The 19160-nt window shown below is 49.9% G+C and carries 15 protein-coding genes and 3 tRNA genes; 11 read left to right on the forward strand and 7 right to left on the reverse strand.

Going from position 1 to position 19160, the window contains the following annotated elements:
* The first annotated feature begins 93 nt into the window (after window positions 1-93).
* From IEY24_RS32785 to IEY24_RS13365, 3 genes are read left to right on the forward strand one after another with little or no spacing between them, the layout of a single operon-like run.
* The gene (locus IEY24_RS32785; protein WP_229222250.1) at window positions 94-1125 is read left to right on the forward strand and encodes an ATP-binding cassette domain-containing protein; all 1032 of its coding nucleotides are present in this window, start codon (window positions 94-96) and stop codon (window positions 1123-1125) included.
* A complete protein-coding gene (locus IEY24_RS32790; protein ID WP_229222265.1) occupies window positions 1058-1684 on the forward strand; it encodes an ATP-binding cassette domain-containing protein in 627 nt (208 codons plus the stop codon). The genes IEY24_RS32785 and IEY24_RS32790 overlap by 68 nt, the downstream gene beginning before the upstream one ends.
* Before the next feature lie 30 nt (window positions 1685-1714).
* A complete protein-coding gene (locus tag IEY24_RS13365; RefSeq protein WP_188932818.1) occupies window positions 1715-2629 on the forward strand; it encodes a pirin family protein in 915 nt (304 codons plus the stop codon).
* Between the two features lie 5 nt (window positions 2630-2634).
* Here the strand turns inward: IEY24_RS13365 and IEY24_RS13370 are convergent, their stop codons facing one another.
* The 3 genes from IEY24_RS13370 to IEY24_RS13380 all read right to left on the reverse strand — a co-directional run bounded on the left by IEY24_RS13370 (window position 2635) and on the right by IEY24_RS13380 (window position 5123).
* Window positions 2635-3453 (reverse strand): helix-turn-helix domain-containing protein, encoded by an 819-nt coding sequence (locus IEY24_RS13370; protein ID WP_188932820.1) that lies wholly within the window; start codon window positions 3451-3453, stop codon window positions 2635-2637.
* 15 nt (window positions 3454-3468) lie between these two features.
* Window positions 3469-4356: an SDR family NAD(P)-dependent oxidoreductase gene (locus IEY24_RS13375; RefSeq protein ID WP_188932822.1), complete on the reverse strand. Its 888-nt coding sequence runs from the start codon at window positions 4354-4356 to the stop codon at window positions 3469-3471.
* Between the two features lie 89 nt (window positions 4357-4445).
* Window positions 4446-5123, reverse strand: a complete 678-nt coding sequence (locus tag IEY24_RS13380) for a GNAT family N-acetyltransferase (RefSeq protein WP_188932824.1) — start codon at window positions 5121-5123, stop codon at window positions 4446-4448.
* Between the two features lie 185 nt (window positions 5124-5308).
* On the opposite strand from IEY24_RS13380, the gene IEY24_RS13385 reads away from it, so the two are divergent.
* The gene (locus tag IEY24_RS13385; RefSeq protein ID WP_188932826.1) at window positions 5309-5980 is read left to right on the forward strand and encodes a DUF6766 family protein; all 672 of its coding nucleotides are present in this window, start codon (window positions 5309-5311) and stop codon (window positions 5978-5980) included.
* A 39-nt stretch (window positions 5981-6019) separates the two neighbouring features.
* Entirely contained in the window at window positions 6020-6802 is a 783-nt protein-coding gene (locus IEY24_RS13390) for a DUF72 domain-containing protein (protein ID WP_188932828.1), read from the forward strand.
* Here the strand turns inward: IEY24_RS13390 and IEY24_RS13395 are convergent.
* Window positions 6795-7505 carry a hypothetical protein gene (locus IEY24_RS13395; protein WP_188932830.1) on the reverse strand — a complete coding sequence of 237 codons (711 nt, stop codon included), beginning with the start codon at window positions 7503-7505 and terminating at the stop codon, window positions 6795-6797. The two genes, IEY24_RS13390 and IEY24_RS13395, sit on opposite strands and share 8 nt — an antisense overlap.
* Window positions 7506-7669: 164 nt before the next feature.
* Here IEY24_RS13395 and IEY24_RS13400 point away from each other — a divergent pair, with 164 nt between their 5' ends.
* Window positions 7670-10057 carry an ABC transporter permease gene (locus IEY24_RS13400; RefSeq protein ID WP_188932832.1) on the forward strand — a complete coding sequence of 796 codons (2388 nt, stop codon included), beginning with the start codon at window positions 7670-7672 and terminating at the stop codon, window positions 10055-10057.
* Window positions 10058-10469: 412 nt separating this feature from the next.
* On the opposite strand, the gene IEY24_RS13405 is transcribed toward IEY24_RS13400, so the two are convergent.
* The 3 genes from IEY24_RS13405 to IEY24_RS13415 all read right to left on the reverse strand — a co-directional run bounded on the left by IEY24_RS13405 (window position 10470) and on the right by IEY24_RS13415 (window position 10873).
* Window positions 10470-10543: transfer RNA gene (locus tag IEY24_RS13405), tRNA-Arg, on the reverse strand.
* Window positions 10544-10656: 113 nt separating this feature from the next.
* Window positions 10657-10730 (reverse strand) — tRNA-Pro (locus IEY24_RS13410).
* Between the two features lie 56 nt (window positions 10731-10786).
* Window positions 10787-10873: transfer RNA gene (locus IEY24_RS13415), tRNA-Ser, on the reverse strand.
* A gap of 132 nt (window positions 10874-11005) precedes the next feature.
* Between IEY24_RS13415 and IEY24_RS13420 the strand changes: the two genes are divergently transcribed.
* From IEY24_RS13420 to gltB, 5 genes are all read left to right on the forward strand, one after another.
* Window positions 11006-11968 (forward strand): vWA domain-containing protein, encoded by a 963-nt coding sequence (locus IEY24_RS13420; RefSeq protein ID WP_188932834.1) that lies wholly within the window; start codon window positions 11006-11008, stop codon window positions 11966-11968.
* Between the two features lie 39 nt (window positions 11969-12007).
* The gene (locus tag IEY24_RS13425; protein WP_188932836.1) at window positions 12008-12727 is read left to right on the forward strand and encodes a tetratricopeptide repeat protein; all 720 of its coding nucleotides are present in this window, start codon (window positions 12008-12010) and stop codon (window positions 12725-12727) included.
* A 16-nt stretch (window positions 12728-12743) separates the two neighbouring features.
* On the forward strand, window positions 12744-13679 hold the full coding sequence (locus IEY24_RS13430; protein ID WP_188932838.1) for a phosphoribosylaminoimidazolesuccinocarboxamide synthase: 936 nt from the start codon (window positions 12744-12746) through the stop codon (window positions 13677-13679).
* A gap of 50 nt (window positions 13680-13729) precedes the next feature.
* Complete coding sequence (locus IEY24_RS13435) at window positions 13730-14152, forward strand: STAS domain-containing protein (RefSeq protein WP_188932840.1); 423 nt, start codon at window positions 13730-13732, stop codon at window positions 14150-14152.
* A gap of 398 nt (window positions 14153-14550) precedes the next feature.
* A complete protein-coding gene (gene gltB, locus IEY24_RS13440) occupies window positions 14551-19131 on the forward strand; it encodes a glutamate synthase large subunit (protein ID WP_188932842.1) in 4581 nt (1526 codons plus the stop codon).
* The last annotated feature ends 29 nt before the right edge of the window (window positions 19132-19160 follow it).

Here is a 19160-nt window from a genome sequence, read left to right on the forward strand (position 1 = left end):
AACACCAGGTGTAAGAAACCATTTCTTTCAGGAAAATAGACGCACGCGGCCGTTATGGCGGCTGCTATTATTCATTCTTAAAAGAAAGTTTCTATGCTTTTTCTTCAAGGTGTTACCTATGCACACCCCAACCGGGATGTGCTATTCTCCGATATTAATTTAACTGTAAATAAGCAGGACAAAATCGCGCTCATCGGCAATAATGGCGCGGGGAAATCTACATTGCTGGCGATCCTCGCCGGAAAGCTGAAACCAGCATCCGGAGCGGCCGGGGCAGATTCCAGACCCTATTTCGTACCGCAGCATTTCGGACAATATAACGGGCGAACCGTTGCGGAAGCGTTGGGTATCCACGACAAGTTGCTGGCCCTGAAAGAGATCCTGGAAGGACATTTGACGGACATTAACCTCGAATTGCTCGACGATGACTGGGGTATCGAAGAACGTTGCCAGGAGGCTTTCGCGCATTGGCAACTGAATGGGATAGCCCTCTGCCAGCCTATGGCTATGCTGAGCGGCGGGCAAAAGACGAAGGTTTTCCTCGCAGGAATCCTCATCCATGAACCACAAATTGTGTTGCTTGACGAGCCCAGCAACCACCTGGATGCGGCCGGCAGGGCATTGCTGTACGACTACATACGGTCGACGGGCAATACGCTGGTTATCGTAAGCCACGACAGGGCGCTGCTAAACCTCCTCGATACCGTCTGCGAGCTGGGTAAGCGCGGAATAACCATCTACGGCGGTAACTATGACTTTTACGCCGAACAAAAAGCGATTGAAAATGAGGCATTGAACCTCGATGTGAAAGCGAAGGAAAAAGCGCTTCGCAAGGCCAGAGAAATCGAGCGGGAATCGGTGGAGCGGCAACATAAACTGGATGCGCGTGGGAAAAAGAAGCAGGAAAAGGCGGGGCTTCCGGCGATCGTCCAGCATGCGTTCAGAAACAATGCGGAACGAAGCACGGCTCGAATGAAGGGAGTGCATGCCGAGAAAGTGGGGGGGTATTGCACAGGAACTAAGTCATTTGCGCGGCGAATTACCTTCGTTAGACAAAATGAAAGTCGATTTCGACAATTCATTGCTTCACAAAGGGAAGATTCTCGTAACCGCCTCCCGGGCTAACTTTGCTTACAGTGACCAACAGCTTTGGCGTGAAACCCTCGATTTTCAGATCACGAGCGGAGAACGCATTGCGATCAAGGGCGCCAATGGATCGGGCAAGACGACGTTGATACGCATGATCCTGGGAGATTTGCAACCCAGCGCGGGATCCATCGAGCGAGCCGATTTCAAGTCTATTTACATCGATCAGGATTATTCCCTGATCGATAACAGTTCCACCGTCTATTCCCAGGCCTGGAAATACAACTCCGGCGGGTTGCCGGAGCATGATATCAAAACCCGCCTGAACCGTTTTTTGTTTACCCGGGAATATTGGGACAAACCGTGCATTAACCTCAGCGGGGGTGAAAAAATGCGGCTGGCGCTGTGCTCATTGGCGATAGCTACCCAGGCGCCCGACATGATTATACTCGACGAACCTACCAACAACCTCGATATCCAGAACATCGGCATACTTACCGCAGCGATCAACGAATACCGGGGAACATTGCTGGTCATCTCGCACGACTTGCATTTTTTACAGGAGATTGGTGTTGACAGGGAGTTGACGCTGGGATGATTGCCTATATTTAACCCAAAAATTTGCTCCATGCTGGATATCGTAATCGAAGCCCGGAAGGCTGCTATCAGTGAATCGGTGATGGTGAAGCGGATTCTTCCTTTCCGTCTCAGAAGAATGGTCGGCCCGTTCATATTTATGGATCACGCCGGACCGCTGGGCACTGTGCCGGTCAACCCGTCGGCGATGGATGTGCTGCCGCACCCGCATATCGGGCTTTCTACGGTCAGTTATCTGTTTGATGGCCAGGTTACGCACCGCGATAGCACAGGTGTGCAGCAGATCATACGTCCCGGAGAAGTGAATTGGATGACGGCCGGCAGCGGGATTGCGCATTCGGAGCGTTTCGAAGATCCTGCCGCCTTGGCAGGTGGCCTAGAAATGATCCAGACCTGGGTCGCTCTTCCCGAAAAGGACGAAGAAGCCACGCCTTCTTTCAGAAATTATGCTAAAAATGAACTGCCGGTGTTTACCGACAAGGGGGTATGGATGCGGCTCATAGCTGGCGATGCGTTTGGGTTATCCAACGGCGTCGAAACTCTTTCTCCCCTGTTTTATCTGCACGCGGTCGTCGAAGCCGGAGCGACGTTCAGGATTCCCGATGGTTATTCCGAACGCGCCGTTTACCTGGTGAAAGGATCTGTTGAAACAGGCGGTCATTTCTACCAGCCTGGCCAGATGCTTGTTTTTAACAAAAATGCAGAGCCAACTATCAAAGCCACGGAAAACACGACATTAATGCTCCTGGGTGGCGAACCGCTGAGTGAACGATTTATCTGGTGGAACTTCGTGTCGTCGAGGAAAGAACGTATCGAACAGGCGAAAGAAGATTGGAAACAAGGCCGCATTCAGCTCCCGCCTGCCGATGATCATGAGTTTATCCCATTGCCCGAGGACTACTCACGGCCAGCCGGAACCCCTCCCCGGCCGGAACCGCTGTCCTGAGCCGCTTAGCCGGCGAGCCTGGACGGCGGTATGCCAAATGCTTTTTTAAATGCGAATGAGAAATGTGAAAGGTCTTCGAAGCCGATTTCCAGATACACATCTGAAGGTGCCCGGCCTTTTTCCTTAATCAGGTAATGCGCCTCCTGCAAGCGCCTCTGCTGCAACCAGCGGCTGGGCGATGTGTGGAATATGTGTTCAAAATCACGTTTGAATGTCGCCAGGCTGCGTCCGGTCAGGTAAGCGAAACGGTTTATCTGCACATTGAAATGAAAGTTCTCATTCATAAATGCTTCCAGATCGATCTTCCCCGGCTCGCTAAAATCGAACAATATGTCTTTCATAACCGATGACGAGCGCAGCAGGATCATAATGGCCTCCCGCACTTTCAATGCCTGTAAATTAGCATCTATCATTTGGTCGTCCTCACTATATGGCATCAACGAATCCATAAAGCCCTTTACCAGACTTCCGCCTTTCAATGCGATAATGGACCCGGCATCCTTACTTTGCGAATGATCTGCATGATAACCATGCTCCATCGCGAAACTTCGCAGGGTTCCCTGGTCCAGGTAAACCGAAATAGATTTAAAAACACCATTTACCGGCGGCTGCTTGATGAATTTGAGCAGCTGATTGCGCCGGGTAAACCGGAAATCCCCTTCCTTGAAAACATACTCTTTTTCCCCATTGTTGATCGTGAGCGTCCCGGAGATCTGGTAACTGAACACGTGCTCGGATGAAAACTGCTCCCCCTCGCGGTTCCGCGTGAAATAGCACGAATACGCGATGGGAGATGCTTGCTTCTTGGATTTCAGATCAGCCATGAACAAAGTTAGAAATTATGCGTCCTTTTTGCCGCGTGTGTACCATTTGCCCATTGATGTTTCGAGAAAATCTTCCGATTCGTGATGGTCGGTAGAGATACTCACATGCTCCCATTCCTCCATTTCCGCCTTGCGGGCTTGGTCGGCATTTTTGAGTATTCCAATGGCCTCGCTGCCGAGCACGAGATGTATCGGCGGTGCGGGATGAGCGGCCAATGCCACCATCACATCCGCAGCTTTTTCAGGATCACCCACAGGCACGAATTTGCCGGATTTGAAATAATCGGTACGCTGATTGACCATCTCGTAACCCTCGATCTCACGGGCGTAGGTCATCGAAGCACCGGCCCAGTCGGTGCGAAAACCACCCGGTTCAACGCTGGTAACGTAAATACCCAGCGACGCTACTTCTTTGGCTAACGCCTCGGTGAAACCGGCCAGACCGAACTTGGCTGCCTGGTACATTGTCAACCCGGCATTGCCAACGCGGCCGCCAATCGAGCTGATCTGCAAAATGCGACCACTACCCTGCTTGCGCATATAAGGCAATACGGCGCGGGTAATTTCGATCGGGGCGGAAAGGTTTGTATCCAACTGGCTGCGTACCTGCTCTTCGGTGTATGCCTCCGCCGCGCCGATGATGCCAAAACCTGCATTATTGACCAGCACATCGATACTTCCGAAATGCGCTACGGCGTCGGCTACCACATAATAGACCTGTTCGTAATTGGTGACGTCGAGCGCTACCGGGTAAATCTGCTCCCCAAATTCGTTGACCAGATCTTCCAGCTGACCAATATTCCGGGCGGTTGCGACTACCTTATCTCCACTTTTTAAAACCGCTTCTGTAAGGCTGCGTCCTAATCCGCGGGCACTGCCTGTAATAAACCATACTTTTGTCATTGTCTTTGTGTTTTAAGTACAATACAAAAGTACCCGCTCCCAGTCTGCCCAGCTTTGTTGAAAAGCTCAAAGTTAATTTGTTGAAAAGCTCATTTCTTCAATACATAAAAGAAAATCTGGGTGCGGATCTTAAAACCCAGCGACTCATACACGCCTATTGCACGCGCATTATCCGCTTTCACGTGCAGGAAAGGCTGTTCACCGTTCTGCTGAATGCGATTTACCTGACGAAGCAGCAAATGCCGCGCATAGCCCTTGCCCAGATGATCGGGATGGGTACAAACAGCGCTGATTTCGGCGTAATCACCGGGATGCATGCGCTGGCCAGCCATGGCGACGAGCTTGTTATTGTCAAAAATCCCTTCATAATGACCGAAACGGATCGTTTCAGTCGAAAACGGCCCGGGAACGGTTAGGCTCGTCAATGCGATCATTTCAGGAACGTGCTCCGTTGTAAGCGGGGTGATTACCGCGCCATCCGACCCTGGGTGCACGGGGCCGTTGTAAATCATCTGGTAACCGGGTATTGCCGCTAAAAGTTGCCAGGGACGAGGGATTTCAACGTTTTCGTTGCTTACAAATATGACGTTATGGTCGAATGGTATAGCTTCATGCAATGCCGGCAGGCCCGCGAGCGCTTCGCCTTCCACTGCTGCAAAGGGCGAAACTTCCGGCAGAAAATACGCACATTCTCCCTGCACGGTCCCGAGCGCGCGGTTGTGCGTGCGTAGCGCATGCCAGGCGGGGTTGTCAAGGATTTCTTTCATCTCAGATAGTCAGTGTTTCTGCTTGTTATGTCAACGCGCCGGGGGATCCCCATGCACATTGCGCAAATCTACATATGAGAAACTGCTCCGCCACTTTTTGACCATTACTTTATAGCCCATTATGGCATATTTGCATGGCATGGTTTTCGTAATAGTGATTGGCGATTTTAACACCTGTATAAGCCATGTCAAAAAATAAAACTGATCGCTTTTTCTACCGCAACAGTCTCTCAATCGTCTTCATATCGTTGTTTGTAGTGGCGTTGATCGCTCAGATCGTTTTCGGTTTGAAAAAGCACAACCAAGAGCTTGAAGAGCTGGGCGGTTCGCCACTCGCATTGGGCGAGTACCTTACCAGCGGTCACTTTTTCTCTGCAACATTCGAAAACTTCCAAAGCGAGTTTCTCCAAATGGCGCTCTACGTCGTGTTGACTATTTCACTGCGGCAAATCGGGTCAGCGGAATCCAAAGATCTGATCAAACCGGAGGAAGTGGACCGCGAACCGGACCCTGGCAAGAAGGATGCGCCGGGCCCGGTGAAGCGCGGCGGGTGGCGGCTGCGGCTTTACCAGCATTCGCTTTCTATCGCATTCGTGATGTTATTCCTGCTAAGCTGGATTGGCCACCTCTATGGCAGTTTCACAGACTTCAACGACCAGCAAATGCTCCACGGACAACCGCAAAAAGATCTGGCCGCATTTCTTACGGAGCCCGACTTTTGGTTCGAAACCTTTCAAAACTGGCAGAGTGAATTTTTGTCCGTCGCTTCGATAGTGGTTCTGTCTATTTTCCTAAGACAAAAAGGCTCTCCCGAATCGAAACCCGTGGATGCACCGCATATGGAAACCGGCAAGTAGGTTTATCACTATCATCTTACTTCTGATCGAACTTTTGATATGACTGATCAACGACTATACCTTGGAACCAGCGGCCTGGTCCTGCCCTACAAAAACAGCCAGGCCTATCCCGCGGCATTTGAAGGATGGAGCCGGCTGCGCATTTACGGCACACTTTTTAACTCCATCGAGATCAATTCTACTTTTTACAAGCTTCCAAAGGCCTCTACCATCACCCAATGGAGCAGTTCTGTGGGCGACCATTTCCAGTTCACATTCAAGCTCTGGAAACAAATCACGCACAACAAGTCGCTCCAATTTGAACAACCCGATCTTGAAAAATTTTTCGAGGTTATCGACGGAGCCAACGACAAACAGGGATGCATTCTCGTGCAGTTTCCGGCGTCTGTCAAGCAGGTATTATTCGGGAAGGTCGAATCGCTGCTGAACGGTATACAGAAAGTTAACCAACGCAATTGGCCGATAGCTGTCGAATTCAGGGATCATTCCTGGTACAACGAGCAGACATATGAACTATTGAATGCATACAGCGCTACGATCGTGTATCATGATAAGGCCGGTAGCACGTCGCCACAGCCCACGCTGGATGCGGGACACATATATTTGCGTTTTCACGGACCCGGGGGCAACTACAAGGGGAGCTACGATCAAGGTCTGCTGTTCGAATATGCCGGTTATATATCCGAATGGCTAAATGAGGGAAAAACTGTTTATGTATATTTCAATAATACGATGGGAGCTGCGCTGGAAAATTTGAGGACACTGGAAAAATTCCTGAAAGAGGAGTTTCTCACTGATCAACTTACTGTTTCCACTAATTAAGGTTCAGGCCGACCGTCAAACCTATATAAGGCTTACCCTGGTAAATCCAGTATTGTCTGTTGTGATCAAGCAAATGGTCTATACCCAGCGCCAGTCCGAAATTCAGTTTCTCGATGGCCATCAGAATGCAAGCGGCCTTCGACCAGATAAAGCCATCGTATTCTACACTGATATTGTCGTCCGTTACCCAGGGGTTCATCGGTGTGACGCCTATGCCTGTTGCCAAACCAGCTGAAAATCCCAGATGCGTCACCCTTTGACTGACTTTCCCGATCGGGTTCCTTTGGTAAGACAACTCGTAGGTATCATTTCGGTAACCTACGTACACTGCTCCGTTGAGGTGATTGCTCAACTGGGGTGTGAACGAGTTGGTGGAAGGACGGTATTTGAAGGGCACTGTAAGTATGTCCAGATCGAACGTGTTCTTCCAGTATTTGCTCGCAGCGATTTCCTTCTCAACAGCACCCGACGGATATACTTTGGGTTTGAGGTCCTTTCGGTCCGGCTTGGCCGTTTTCCAGCCGGCTTGTAGGCGGTACACAAGCACTGAATCTTCCGCATTCTCGATATAGACCAAGGCGCTCCGGTCGCCCTCCTTCGTTTTGTAAATGCCGTCGGTCAGCTTGTATTTGGGGCTATCTTTCAACGCATGACAGGAAGATAGCATCACCAATGCGAGTAAGTACGGTAGCGTTTTGTTCATGCGATGGGTTCCGGATGAAAATTGTTCAGCTAAATTCGGACAAACGTGTCCGAAAGTGTACACCAAAAAACGGATTTCCTTCGAGTAACGGGCCAAACGGATATGTTTTTAAACTGGCATATTAATTTGGCAATAGCGATTGATCACGCAAATAGCGTCACTCTATGCTCCAAAACTACTTCAAAATTGCCTGGCGGAATCTTATTCGCAATAAAACTTACAGCCTGCTGATACTATCCGGCCTCGCCACTGGCATGACCTGCGCGCTCGCGTTATGGCTCTACGTGCACGATGAGCTGAGCTTTGACCGCTATCATCGTAATACCGACCGCATTTACCGGCTCAACCTTCATATTAAATGGAGCGAAAACGAATACAAGCTTAGCATGGCTTCGGCACCATTCGGACCCGTTTTGCGTGATGAATATCCTGAGATTGAAAAGACTTTGCGAGTAAAAAAAGGCGCTCAATTATTCAGGGTGGGCGAAAAGTCATTAAATGTGAAGGAGCTTATCTGTGCAGATTCTACGTTATTCACGTTTTTTGACTACGAGTTTGTTGAAGGTAGTGCGCAAAATGCGCTGAAAGGCAAAAACAGTGTGGTACTCACCGAGAAACTGGCCATGAACCTATTTGGCCGTACTACCGGCATCATCGGGAACTTCGTAACTGTAAAGGACAGCATTCCTTTTAGCGTTACCGGTGTAATCAGGGAAGCCCCTACGAATCATCATCTGAAATTTGAAGCCATCCTGCCTTACACCAACGAGGCCGTGAGCCGGGTACAGCTCGATAAATGGGACGGCTTCAATACGTTCACGTACCTTCTTCTAAACGATGCAAAGGCAGCAGCGAAACTGGAAGATAAACTACCGGCATTTTATAAAAAATACATTGCAGAGCGAATCGGCGACACAGACGGGACCAAGGTGAAGTTTGCGATCAGCTTGCAGCCACTTGGCGACATCCACCTGCATTCATCCCATCTGATGGGAGAAGAAAATGGTAGCACCATGGCCTACGTGTACACATTTTCAATCATCGGGCTTTTCATCCTGCTTATAGCGATCGTCAACTACATCAACCTCGCGACGGCCAGATCGGCTGGCAGGGCGACGGAAATCGGTATCAGGAAAGCCGTCGGCTCACAGTGGTCGCAACTCATTGGTCAGTTTTTGTCAGAGTCGTTGCTCATGGCATTTTTAGCTCTGTTGACGAGCATACTGCTTTTGAATTTGCTCCTTCCATTCTTTAACGACATCTCCGGAAAATCGCTGACGATCAAGTTTTTCGACTTTAAGACATGGACTTTTTGCTTAGGCTTCACATTGTTGACCGGGCTGGCGAGCGGTGTGTATCCGGCATTTATTTTGTCGCGCTTCCGTCCGGAGCAAGTATTAAAAGGTACACCCGGCCGCAATTCCTCGGGTGTGATATTCCGGCAGTCTCTGGTTGTTTTACAGTTTTTTATTTCAATGGTGATGATCGCCGGAACCATTACCGTGTATCGGCAGCTGAATTTTATGCGTACAACACAGCTGGGTTTTAACCAACGGCTAGTAATTAGAATGCCATTGCAAAGTCCATTGCTGCAAGAAAATGCAAATGTGTTGAAAGAAAGGATTTTACAAAATCCACTTGTCGAGAACGCAGCATTGACCAACGGCTCCATTGGCGATCAGCTCAATAATAAAACGACTTTCAGCTTTTACAAAAATGGCTCCGAGGAGTCTGTTAGTGCTGAATATTTTAATGTGGACGCCGACTTCACCGACGTGCTGCAAATCCCCATCGCCGACGGCAGGAGCTTTTCCGACAGACTGGACCACGACAGTTCCAATGCAGTCCTGATCAACCAGGCAATGCTGGAACGCCTGGGATGGAAAAGCTACCGTGATGGCCTTATCGAGCTTAATACCAGAAAAGTCCTGGTCACGGGCGTGATAAGTGATTTTCACCTGCGCTCGCTTCACAATCAGATTGAACCATTGGTACTTGTTCTGAAAAAAGAAAAAACAGACAATTTGCTGGTAAAGGTTTCGGGCGCCGATCTCCCGAAGACAATAGCCGCACTCAGAAAAACATTTAACGATGTGAATGGCAACCAGCCGTTCGAATACCACTTTCTCGATCAGGCATTTGCAAAGCAGTACCGCACCGACGAACAAAAAGGACAGCTATTCCTAGCGTTTTCAACGATTGCCATCATCATCGCCTGTCTGGGACTCTTTGGACTTGCTACTTTTATGGCTGAACAGCGTAAAAAAGAAATCGGCATAAGAAAGGTGTTAGGTGCATCTATCACGAGCATCGTCTCCATGCTTTCAGGCGATTTCCTGAAACTCGTGCTGGTTGCTATGGTTATCGCATTTCCTGTCGGGTTGTATTTAATGGAGAAATGGCTGGGAAACTTCGCCTACAAAATAACGCCTGATTGGTGGATCTTTCCTTTGGCAGCCGGCCTCTCCATTCTCATTGCCATCATCACGGTCAGCTTTCAAAGCGTCAGAGCAGCACTGACAAACCCTGTAAAAAGTTTGCGTTCTGAATAACGGCCCGGCAAAGACCTGCTGCTTAGAAGGCGTCCCAACAAAAAAGCACTCACGAACTATCGCAAGTGCTTGACATTTCACGTGATCCCGTTTGGATTCGAACCGCCCGGCGGCCCGACAAAGACCTACTGCTTAGAAGGCCGCTCAACAAAAAAGCACTTACGAATATTCGCAAGTGCTTGGCATTTCGCGTGATCCCGTTTGGATTCGAACCGCCCGGCGGCCCGGCAAAGACCTACTGCTTAGAAGGCCGCTCAACAAAAAAAGCACTTACGAATAATCGCAAGTGCTTAATAATCAAGTGATCCCGTTTGGATTCGAACCGCCCGGCGGCCCGGCAAAGACCTACTGCTTAGAAGGCCACCCAACAAAAAAGCACTCACGAACCATCGCAAGTGCTTGGCATTTCACGTGATCCCGTTTGGATTCGAACCAAAGACCTACTGCTTAGAAGGCAGTTGCTCTATCCAACTGAGCTACGGGACCGGATATTGGAGACCTACTGCCTTCTAAGCAGTTGGTCGATTAACTTCAAAAAAAACAGGCAGTCAGCAGTGCAGTGAAACTGCATACGGCTTACTGCCTGTTTTTGCTTTTCGTCGGGGAGACAGGATTCGAACCTGCGACCCTCTGGTCCCAAACCAGATGCGCTACCGGGCTGCGCCACTCCCCGAATTTTTCTCTTTCTACTTTTAAAAGAGCCTTACTTTCAGACGTTCAGAAAAGGTGTAGAGGAAGCGGGATTCGAACCCGCGGTACCCTTGCGAGTACGGCAGTTTAGCAAACTACTGGTTTCAGCCACTCACCCATCCCTCCTTCTTCCGTCGTTCCGGGATGCAAATATAGCGGGTTCGTTTTCAGAAAAGCAAACATTTCAAGAAAAAAAACTTCACCAGAAGCCTGAAATCCCTATTTTTGGCAAAGTTTAAATTACACAATACGTTCATTATGAACTGGAATTACCCCTTTGAGAGCACTGAATATTTTTTTATATTTTTTTTCATTTTCGCTTATACAGCCTACATCATACGCACCGTTCGCATCGCCCGGCAGCTTCAAACCACGGCGCGGACGCTTATCATCAAACTCTTTTTACGCAGCATCACCTTCTCGCTTTTGATCATTAGCCTCCTCGGGCCATCGTTCGGCGAGGCCGAGCGTGATATTCAGGCGAAAGGAAAGGACATATTCATGGTGGTCGATCTATCGAAGTCAATGGACGCGGCGGATGTTACGCCTTCGCGCCTGGAAAAGGTGAAATTTGAATTGAACCGGTTTGTGGAGAATGAGCGGGCGAACCGGATCGGCATTATCATTTTCTCAAACGACGCGTACATCCACGTCCCGCTTACGTACGACGCGGCCGCGCTCGAACTTTTCATCCAGTCGCTGCAAACAGACCTGCTGCCTACGAACGGTACGAACGTCTGCGGCGCAATGGAAATGGCTTACAACAAACTCATGAATACCGCCGACCCGACGAGCCGCTCGAAAGTAATGGTGCTTTTTACCGATGGTGAGAACGGTTCGGGTTGCAGTAATGCGCTCTTCAACAATCTCAGGCGGTTCGGCATCGGGGTGTACGCAGTGGCGGTGGGCACAAAGGTCGGCATCAGCATCCAGGAAAACGGCAAGCCGCTGATGGACAAAAACGACAAGCTGGTCATCAGCAAACTGGACGAGAACTTCCTGCGCGGGGTCACCAATTCATCGCGCGGGACGTATTATGAGCTCAACAATTCGAAGAATGATATTCAGAAGCTGATCAGCGACGTAAACCAGGCCGAAGGCGCGCTGGTGGATTCGCGGACGATTACGGTTGTTAGTAACAAGTATTACTATTTTCTGGGGGCAGCACTCGTACTGATCCTGCTCGACGTACTAATTACCATTGGAACGTTTCGACTGTAAGCAGCAATTCCCTATTTTTGCACCCAAATGTGAACCGATATGACGTCTCTGATCCTTTATGTCCTGCTTTGGCTTTGGGATAACCGTACGTTCGATTCCATTACCAAGGCGAACCAGAGAAAGCTGGATGCCGAGCGAGCTTTTCAGAAAAAAGAGTTTACGAAATCGGCCGAGCTGTACCGGCAAATCACCTATGGCTCGCTCTTTTCCGACCCTGCCGCAAGGTTGAATTTAGCCCATTCACTATACAAAACGGGCGACTACAAACAGGCTTTGAAACATTACAGGCTACTAGGTGACATTGAAAATAACAGTATTGCATCGGTAGCCAATGCACAAATCGCATTGATTCTCGTAAACAAAAAAGACACAGCCAGCGCGCTGACGCACCTTAGAACCGCATTACGTCTAGAACCGGGCAATGCACTTGCGAGGGTTAACTATATTATCCTCAAAAAGAGCTTCTCGGGCGTGGAGCAGCCATCGGACCTCACTACGAAAAAAAGAAGGTCGAACCAGCAACAAACCGCCCAGAACCAGCCACAAACGCCGCCCGAACCGCCGCAAGAATCACGGGAGGCTACTGAGGACTTAAAAAAAGAGGAACTTCTGAAAAGTCTTAAAGCGATGAACATGTCGGAAGAGCAGGCCAGGGCCATTCTTGATGCCATGAAATCGAACGAATCCCAATATATTTACCAGCTCCGACGCAAACAGTACAACCAAAAGCCCGGACAAAAGAGCGAAATCGAATGGTAATTTTACCAATAATCTAATGAACAGTATACCAGCAACCAACTTCCAGTTCCCCGGCCAGACAGGCTTTTACAAAGGGAAAGTCCGTGACGTTTACTCGTTTGAAAAACGTCTGGTGATGATCGCCACCGACCGTATTTCGGCATTTGACGTGATCCTGCCCCGTGCTATCCCTTATAAAGGCCAGGTTTTGAACCAGATCGCCGCCCACTTCCTGAACGCCACTTCCGATATCGTGCCTAACTGGCTCGAAGAAGTGCCGGATCCGAACGTGAGCATCGGTATCAAATGCCAGGCCTACCCGGTGGAAATGGTAGTAAGAGGTTATCTGGCCGGTCATGCGTGGCGTGAATACAAGTCAGGAAAACGCGAAGTATGCGGCGTGGCATTGCCCGAGGGTTTGAAAGAGAACGACAAGCTCCCTCAGCCCATCATTACGCCTACTACCAAGGCCCACGAAGGCCACGACGAGGACATTTCAAGGGAACAAATCCTCGCGCAGGGGCTCGTGAGCGAAGACGAGTACGAGCATTTGGAACGTTACACGCTCGCATTGTTTGCAAAAGGAACCGAAATGGCCGCCGATCAGGGATTGATATTGGTGGATACCAAATATGAATTCGGACAATTGGATGGCACGATTTATTTGATCGACGAAATCCACACTCCCGATTCATCAAGATACTTTTATAAAGATACTTATGAGGAAAATCAGCGCGCCGGAGTGTCCCAAAAACAGCTTAGCAAGGAATTTGTAAGAGAATGGCTCATCGAGAACGGCTTCCAGGGTAAAGACGGCCAGACCGTACCTGAAATGACAGACGAAAAAATACTGTCGATCTCCGAACGCTACATCGAGCTTTTCGAAAAGGTTACCGGCATGAAGTTCCAGAAAAACAACCTGGACCACCCGTTGGAAAGAATTGAAAAAGCCATTCTGCGTGCAATGGCCTGAGGCGAACTACTCACTTAACAAAATAATTGTTCGACAAAACGACAACCGAAATGGATTTTAAACTGGAAAAGAAAGAACAATACGTCTATATCGAAACGGATGCAGCCGCTTTCGCCGGTGATGTACCAGCGTCTTTCGAAGAAACAGCCCGCTCGCTTTTCAGGGAGGGCTATCACAGCCTGATCGTGAATATGCAAACGGTGAAATCACTTGACGCGACGGGAATCGCCACATTGAAAAAAGTAAACCGCCTGTGTGCGAACGATCTGGGCATGCTCGCGATCGTCACACGCGACGACGATTTCATGGATACTTTGGAAGACCTGCATATTCCCGATCTCACGGTTTTGCCTACCAAAGAGGAGGCAATCGACGCCGTTTTCATGCACAGTCTTGAAAATGAGTTCGGTGCGGGCGATGACGATTACGACGATGAAGATTACGAAGGCGTAAGTGAATCGAAAGAGCCTTGATATTTGAATAATATAATTTCCAGCCATTTACGACAACGTCCCGCCAAGCCCCGGCGGGACGTTTTTTGATGTCTTTGCCACACTTTTTATATTTTCCTTAGGCACTTTTTGTAATCCTCCAAGGAAGCGAAAATGGCGTTTCCAGCTTAGCAAAATGGTAACCAATACGGGTATTCGTTACACGATTATCAATATTTCGATAATAATTGTAATTAATCGGCCAAATGTATATTGGTGATATAAAATTTTGCCATTCCCATTATAAGCCAAATATTTTTTATGATTATCTTGCGTGGCTTTACCCAAATCATCACACACTGGCGTTTTCGCTTTCCTTTTAAAGTGCTTATTTAAACAGATTCTAATTACGAATTTGTTAATTACCTACAATTCGATAAATGTCGCAAATGTCTGAACAAATGGTAGAAAATCAGGGACTGTACCGCCCGGAATTTGAGCATGATGCATGTGGAATCGGTTTCCGGGCTAACATCAAGGGTCGTAAGTCGCACCAGATCGTGGCTGATGCCATTCATATGCTCGAAAGGATGGAGCATAGGGGTGCTACTGGTTTTGACCCTAACACCGGTGACGGTGCTGGTATTTTAATTCAGATCCCTCACGAGTTCTTTGTAGAAGAATCTACCAAGTTGGGCTTCCATCTGCCGCCGGCAGGTGAGTATGGTGTAGGGATGATCTTTTTCCCGGGCGACGAGCTTGCCAGGGAGGAAAGCAGGGATATCCTGAACCGAAAGATCAAGAAGCTGGGCCTGCAACTGCTCGGCTACCGCGAGGTTCCTACCCTGAACAATACCCTCGGTGAAGGCTCTCTCTCTGTTGAACCATCAGTAGAGCAGGTTTTCATTAAACGTCCGGACGACATTACGGACGATATGGCGTTTGAACGCAAGCTGTTCATTCTCCGCCAGGTATCGGCAAGACTGATTAAAGACACGGTAAAAGGCGCGAAGAATTTCTATTACTCGTCGCTTTCATGCCGCACGATCTCATATAAAGGACAGCTTACCACTGCCCAGTTAAAATATTACTTCCCGGATCTGGAAAACGAATCGGTTGTATCTGCATTGGCAGTCGTACACTCGCGTTTCTCGACCAACACATTCCCTTCATGGGAGCTGGCCCAGCCATTCCGCTACATCGCGCACAATGGTGAGATCAACACCGTGAAAGGTAACGTGAACTGGATCCGCGCCGGGGAAAAATCATTCGAGTCCAAATTCTTCTCGAAAGAAGAAATGGATATGCTCCTGCCGATTTGCGACAGGAACCAGTCCGACTCCGCCAACCTCGACAATGCCATTGAATTACTGCACCTTTCGGGCCGCTCATTGCCACACGTGATGATGATGCTGATCCCCGAAGCATGGGACGGCAACGAGCAGATGGATCCTGAGCGCAAGGCATTCTACGAATACCATGCCGCGATTATGGAGCCTTGGGACGGTCCTGCGTCGATCTCGTTCACCGACGGTAAAATGGTAGGCGCTACGCTCGACCGTAACGGTCTGCGCCCTTCACGCTACTGGGTACTCGACGATGATACCATCATCATGGGCTCGGAAGCGGGTGTGTTGGAGGTGGATCAATCAAGAGTAGTTACCAAAGGCCGCCTGCAACCCGGACGTATGTTCGTGGTGGATATGGAGCAAGGACGCATTGTTCCCGACGAAGAAATCAAATCGCAAATCTGCTCGGCGCAGCCTTACCAGCAATGGCTGGATGATAACAAACTGCACGTGGACGCGCTCGATCACCCGATTCGCACGTACCGCGCGTATGACGAGAACGCATTGCTGAAACGCCAGGTAGCATTCGGTTATACGTCGGAAGATTTGCGCATGATCCTCGGACCCATGGCGCAAACTGGTATGGAAGCGATCGGTTCAATGGGTACCGACTCTCCGCTTGCCGTTCTTTCCGAGCAGAGCCAGCATTTGTCTACCTATTTCAAACAGCTTTTCGCACAGGTTACCAACCCGCCGATCGACTCGATCCGCGAACGTGCGATCATGTCCCTGATCTCTTTCGTAGGCAGCACCGAGAACATTCTCACTGAAACACCAAAACACTGCCGCCAGATCGCATTACCGCACCCGATCCTTTCGGTGCAGGAATTCGACAAGCTGCGTTTTGTAGATAAAGACGGCTTCCAGGCCAAAACAATCAATACCTACTTCCGCGCCGACGAAGGTGGAAAAGCACTGGAAAGAGCATTGGAAAGAATCTGCCGTTACGCGGTAGACGCTATCGACGACGGTTTCGAGATCCTGATCCTCTCCGACCGCGCCATCGACTCCGACCATGCGCCGATCCCTTCATTGCTCGCAACGGCAACCATCCACCACCACCTGATCCGCGAAGGATTGAGAGGACGTGTAGGATTGCTCGTTGAAGCGGGAGACGTTTGGGAAACCCACCACGTAGCGACATTGATCGGCTACGGTGCGGCGGGTATCTGCCCTTACATGGCGTTCGAAACGCTTTCGTACATGAACCGCAAAGGCATGATCGAAGGCGAGTTCACCGATGAAAAACTGCATTACAACTATATCAAGGCCGTTAACAAGGAGCTTTTGAAGATATTCTCGAAAATGGGAATCTCTACCCTGCAATCCTACCAGGGTGCGCAGATCTTCGAATGCGTGGGCTTGAACAAGGATGTAATCGACAAATATTTCACAGGAACCATCTCGCGAATCAGCGGTATGGGCATTCCTGAGATTGCCCGCGAAATCCTGGTGCGTCACAAAGTGGCTTACCACGAAAGCGCGGAGCAAAAGCCACGACTCGAAGTGGGTGGTGTTTACCAATGGAAACAACGTGGTGAAGCACACATCTTTAACCCGCAGTCGGTGCATTTGCTGCAACAATCAACCCGCAATGCGAGCTACGAGCAGTTTAAGAAATACTCTAAACTGATCGACGACCAGAGCCACAAAGCGCTGACGCTCCGCGGATTATTGCGTTTTAAGAAAGGCAATGCGATTCCTCTGGAAGAAGTGGAGCCTGTTGAAAATATCTTCAAACGCTTCGCTACCGGTGCAATGTCCTTCGGATCGATTTCGTGGGAAGCGCACACTACCCTGGCGATTGCGATGAACCGCATTGGCGGCAAATCCAACTCCGGTGAAGGTGGCGAAGACGAACTGCGTTACAACCGCCTGCCAAACGGTGACAGCATGAATTCGCAGATCAAACAAGTTGCCTCGGGACGTTTTGGTGTAACAAGCCATTACCTGAGCAATGCGGGCGAGCTGCAAATCAAAACAGCACAAGGTGCAAAACCGGGCGAAGGCGGTCAGCTTCCGGGCTTCAAAGTGGACGACTGGATCGGACGTACCCGTCACTCGACGCCGGGTGTAGGGCTTATCTCCCCTCCTCCTCACCACGATATTTATTCGATCGAGGATTTGGCGCAGCTGATCTTCGACCTTAAAAACGCCAACCGTGCCGCACGTATCAGCGTGAAGCTGGTATCCGAAGCCGGTGTAGGAACCGTAGCATCCGGTGTAGCGAAAGCACACGCCGACCACATCCTGATCTCGGGTTACGACGGTGGTACGGGCGCCTCTCCATTGAGCTCGATCCGGCACGCGGGTCTGCCCTGGGAGCTTGGCCTCGCTGAGACGCACCAGACATTGGTAAGAAACAAATTGCGCGGACGGGTAACCGTTCAGGCCGACGGACAGCTCCGTACCGGCCGCGACCTCGCGATCGCCGCATTGCTCGGTGCCGAAGAATGGGGTGTAGCAACCGCCGCGCTGGTAGCAGCCGGCTGTATCATGATGCGTAAATGCCACCTGAACACCTGCCCTGTGGGTGTGGCTACACAGCGCAAAGAACTCCGCGCATTGTTCTCGGGCAAGCCTGAGCATGTTGTGAATATGTTCACCTACATGGCGGAAGAGCTGCGCGAGATCATGGCACAATTGGGTTTCAGAACTGTTAATGAAATGGTTGGTCAGGCCCAGTACCTCGAACTGCGCAATGATATCAAACATTGGAAATACAAAAACCTGAACTTCGACGCGATCCTGTACAAAGAAGGCGACCTTTCGGTAGCCCAGTTCAAGCAGGAAGAGCAAGATCACGGTATCGACGCCATTCTCGACCTCGACCTGATCCGTTCGGCTAAACCGGCGCTCGACAGCAAGGAAGAGATTTACGCGGAATTCCCGATCAACAACCTGAACCGGTCGGTGGGAACGATGCTTTCGAATGAAATCTCGAAGAAATACGGCGGTGTGGGCTTGCCAAACGGCAATATCCACTTCAAATTCCGCGGTACTGCGGGCCAGAGCTTCGGTGCATTCAACACATTGGGTGTGCGCCTCGAACTGGAAGGTGACGCGAACGATTACTTCGGAAAAGGCCTCTGCGGCGCCGAACTGATCGTGTACCCCGACCGCGACGCGAAGTTTAAGCCGGAAGAGAACATTATCATCGGTAATGTGGCATTCTACGGTGCTACTTCGGGTGACGCCTACATCCGCGGAACAGCGGGCGAGCGCTTCTGCGTACGTAACTCGGGCGCGAAAGTGGTTGTGGAGGGTGTCGGCGACCACGGTCTGGAATACATGACGGGCGGTCTGGCGATCATCCTCGGCGAAACAGGACGCAACTTCGCGGCGGGTATGTCCGGCGGTGTGGCTTATGTCCTCGACAAGAACGGAACCTTCGAAGAGAAAGTAAATAAAGAAATGGTGACGCTGGAACCATTGAACGAAGAGGATAAAAGCATCCTGCGCGAGTATCTGGACAAGCACTTCCAATACACAACCAGCAATATTGCTTTCCAATTGATCCAGAACTGGGAAGAATCTGTGAAGAAGTTTGTGAAAGTAATGCCATCCGATTTCCGCAAAGCGTTGGAAGGACGTGGTATCACACTTGCACAGCAGATTGCAGACAAAAATGTGGTGTACAAAGACATCGTCGTAGACGTAGTACACCAGTAATTTTCAGTTTCAAGATCAACTATCAGAAT

The organism is Dyadobacter endophyticus, assembly GCF_014641595.1.
Classification (GTDB): Bacteria; Bacteroidota; Bacteroidia; order Cytophagales; family Spirosomataceae; genus Dyadobacter; species Dyadobacter endophyticus.

Excerpts from the sequence above, each read along its gene's own strand:
- IEY24_RS32790 (WP_229222265.1), top strand. The coding sequence starts at position 1,058 with ATGAAAGTCGATTTCGACAATTCATTGCTTCACAAAGGGAAGATTCTC.
- IEY24_RS13365 (WP_188932818.1), top strand. The coding sequence starts at position 1,715 with ATGCTGGATATCGTAATCGAAGCCCGGAAGGCTGCTATCAGTGAATCG.
- IEY24_RS13435 (WP_188932840.1), top strand. The coding sequence starts at position 13,730 with ATGGATTTTAAACTGGAAAAGAAAGAACAATACGTCTATATCGAAACG.
- IEY24_RS13375 (WP_188932822.1), bottom strand. The coding sequence starts at position 4,356 with ATGACAAAAGTATGGTTTATTACAGGCAGTGCCCGCGGATTAGGACGC.
- IEY24_RS13390 (WP_188932828.1), top strand. The coding sequence starts at position 6,020 with ATGACTGATCAACGACTATACCTTGGAACCAGCGGCCTGGTCCTGCCC.
- IEY24_RS13430 (WP_188932838.1), top strand. The coding sequence starts at position 12,744 with ATGAACAGTATACCAGCAACCAACTTCCAGTTCCCCGGCCAGACAGGC.
- gltB (WP_188932842.1), top strand. The coding sequence starts at position 14,551 with ATGTCGCAAATGTCTGAACAAATGGTAGAAAATCAGGGACTGTACCGC.
- IEY24_RS13400 (WP_188932832.1), top strand. The coding sequence starts at position 7,670 with ATGCTCCAAAACTACTTCAAAATTGCCTGGCGGAATCTTATTCGCAAT.
- IEY24_RS13395 (WP_188932830.1), bottom strand. The coding sequence starts at position 7,505 with ATGAACAAAACGCTACCGTACTTACTCGCATTGGTGATGCTATCTTCC.
- IEY24_RS13420 (WP_188932834.1), top strand. The coding sequence starts at position 11,006 with ATGAACTGGAATTACCCCTTTGAGAGCACTGAATATTTTTTTATATTT.
- IEY24_RS13425 (WP_188932836.1), top strand. The coding sequence starts at position 12,008 with ATGACGTCTCTGATCCTTTATGTCCTGCTTTGGCTTTGGGATAACCGT.
- IEY24_RS13385 (WP_188932826.1), top strand. The coding sequence starts at position 5,309 with ATGTCAAAAAATAAAACTGATCGCTTTTTCTACCGCAACAGTCTCTCA.
- IEY24_RS13370 (WP_188932820.1), bottom strand. The coding sequence starts at position 3,453 with ATGGCTGATCTGAAATCCAAGAAGCAAGCATCTCCCATCGCGTATTCG.
- IEY24_RS13380 (WP_188932824.1), bottom strand. The coding sequence starts at position 5,123 with ATGAAAGAAATCCTTGACAACCCCGCCTGGCATGCGCTACGCACGCAC.
- IEY24_RS32785 (WP_229222250.1), top strand. The coding sequence starts at position 94 with ATGCTTTTTCTTCAAGGTGTTACCTATGCACACCCCAACCGGGATGTG.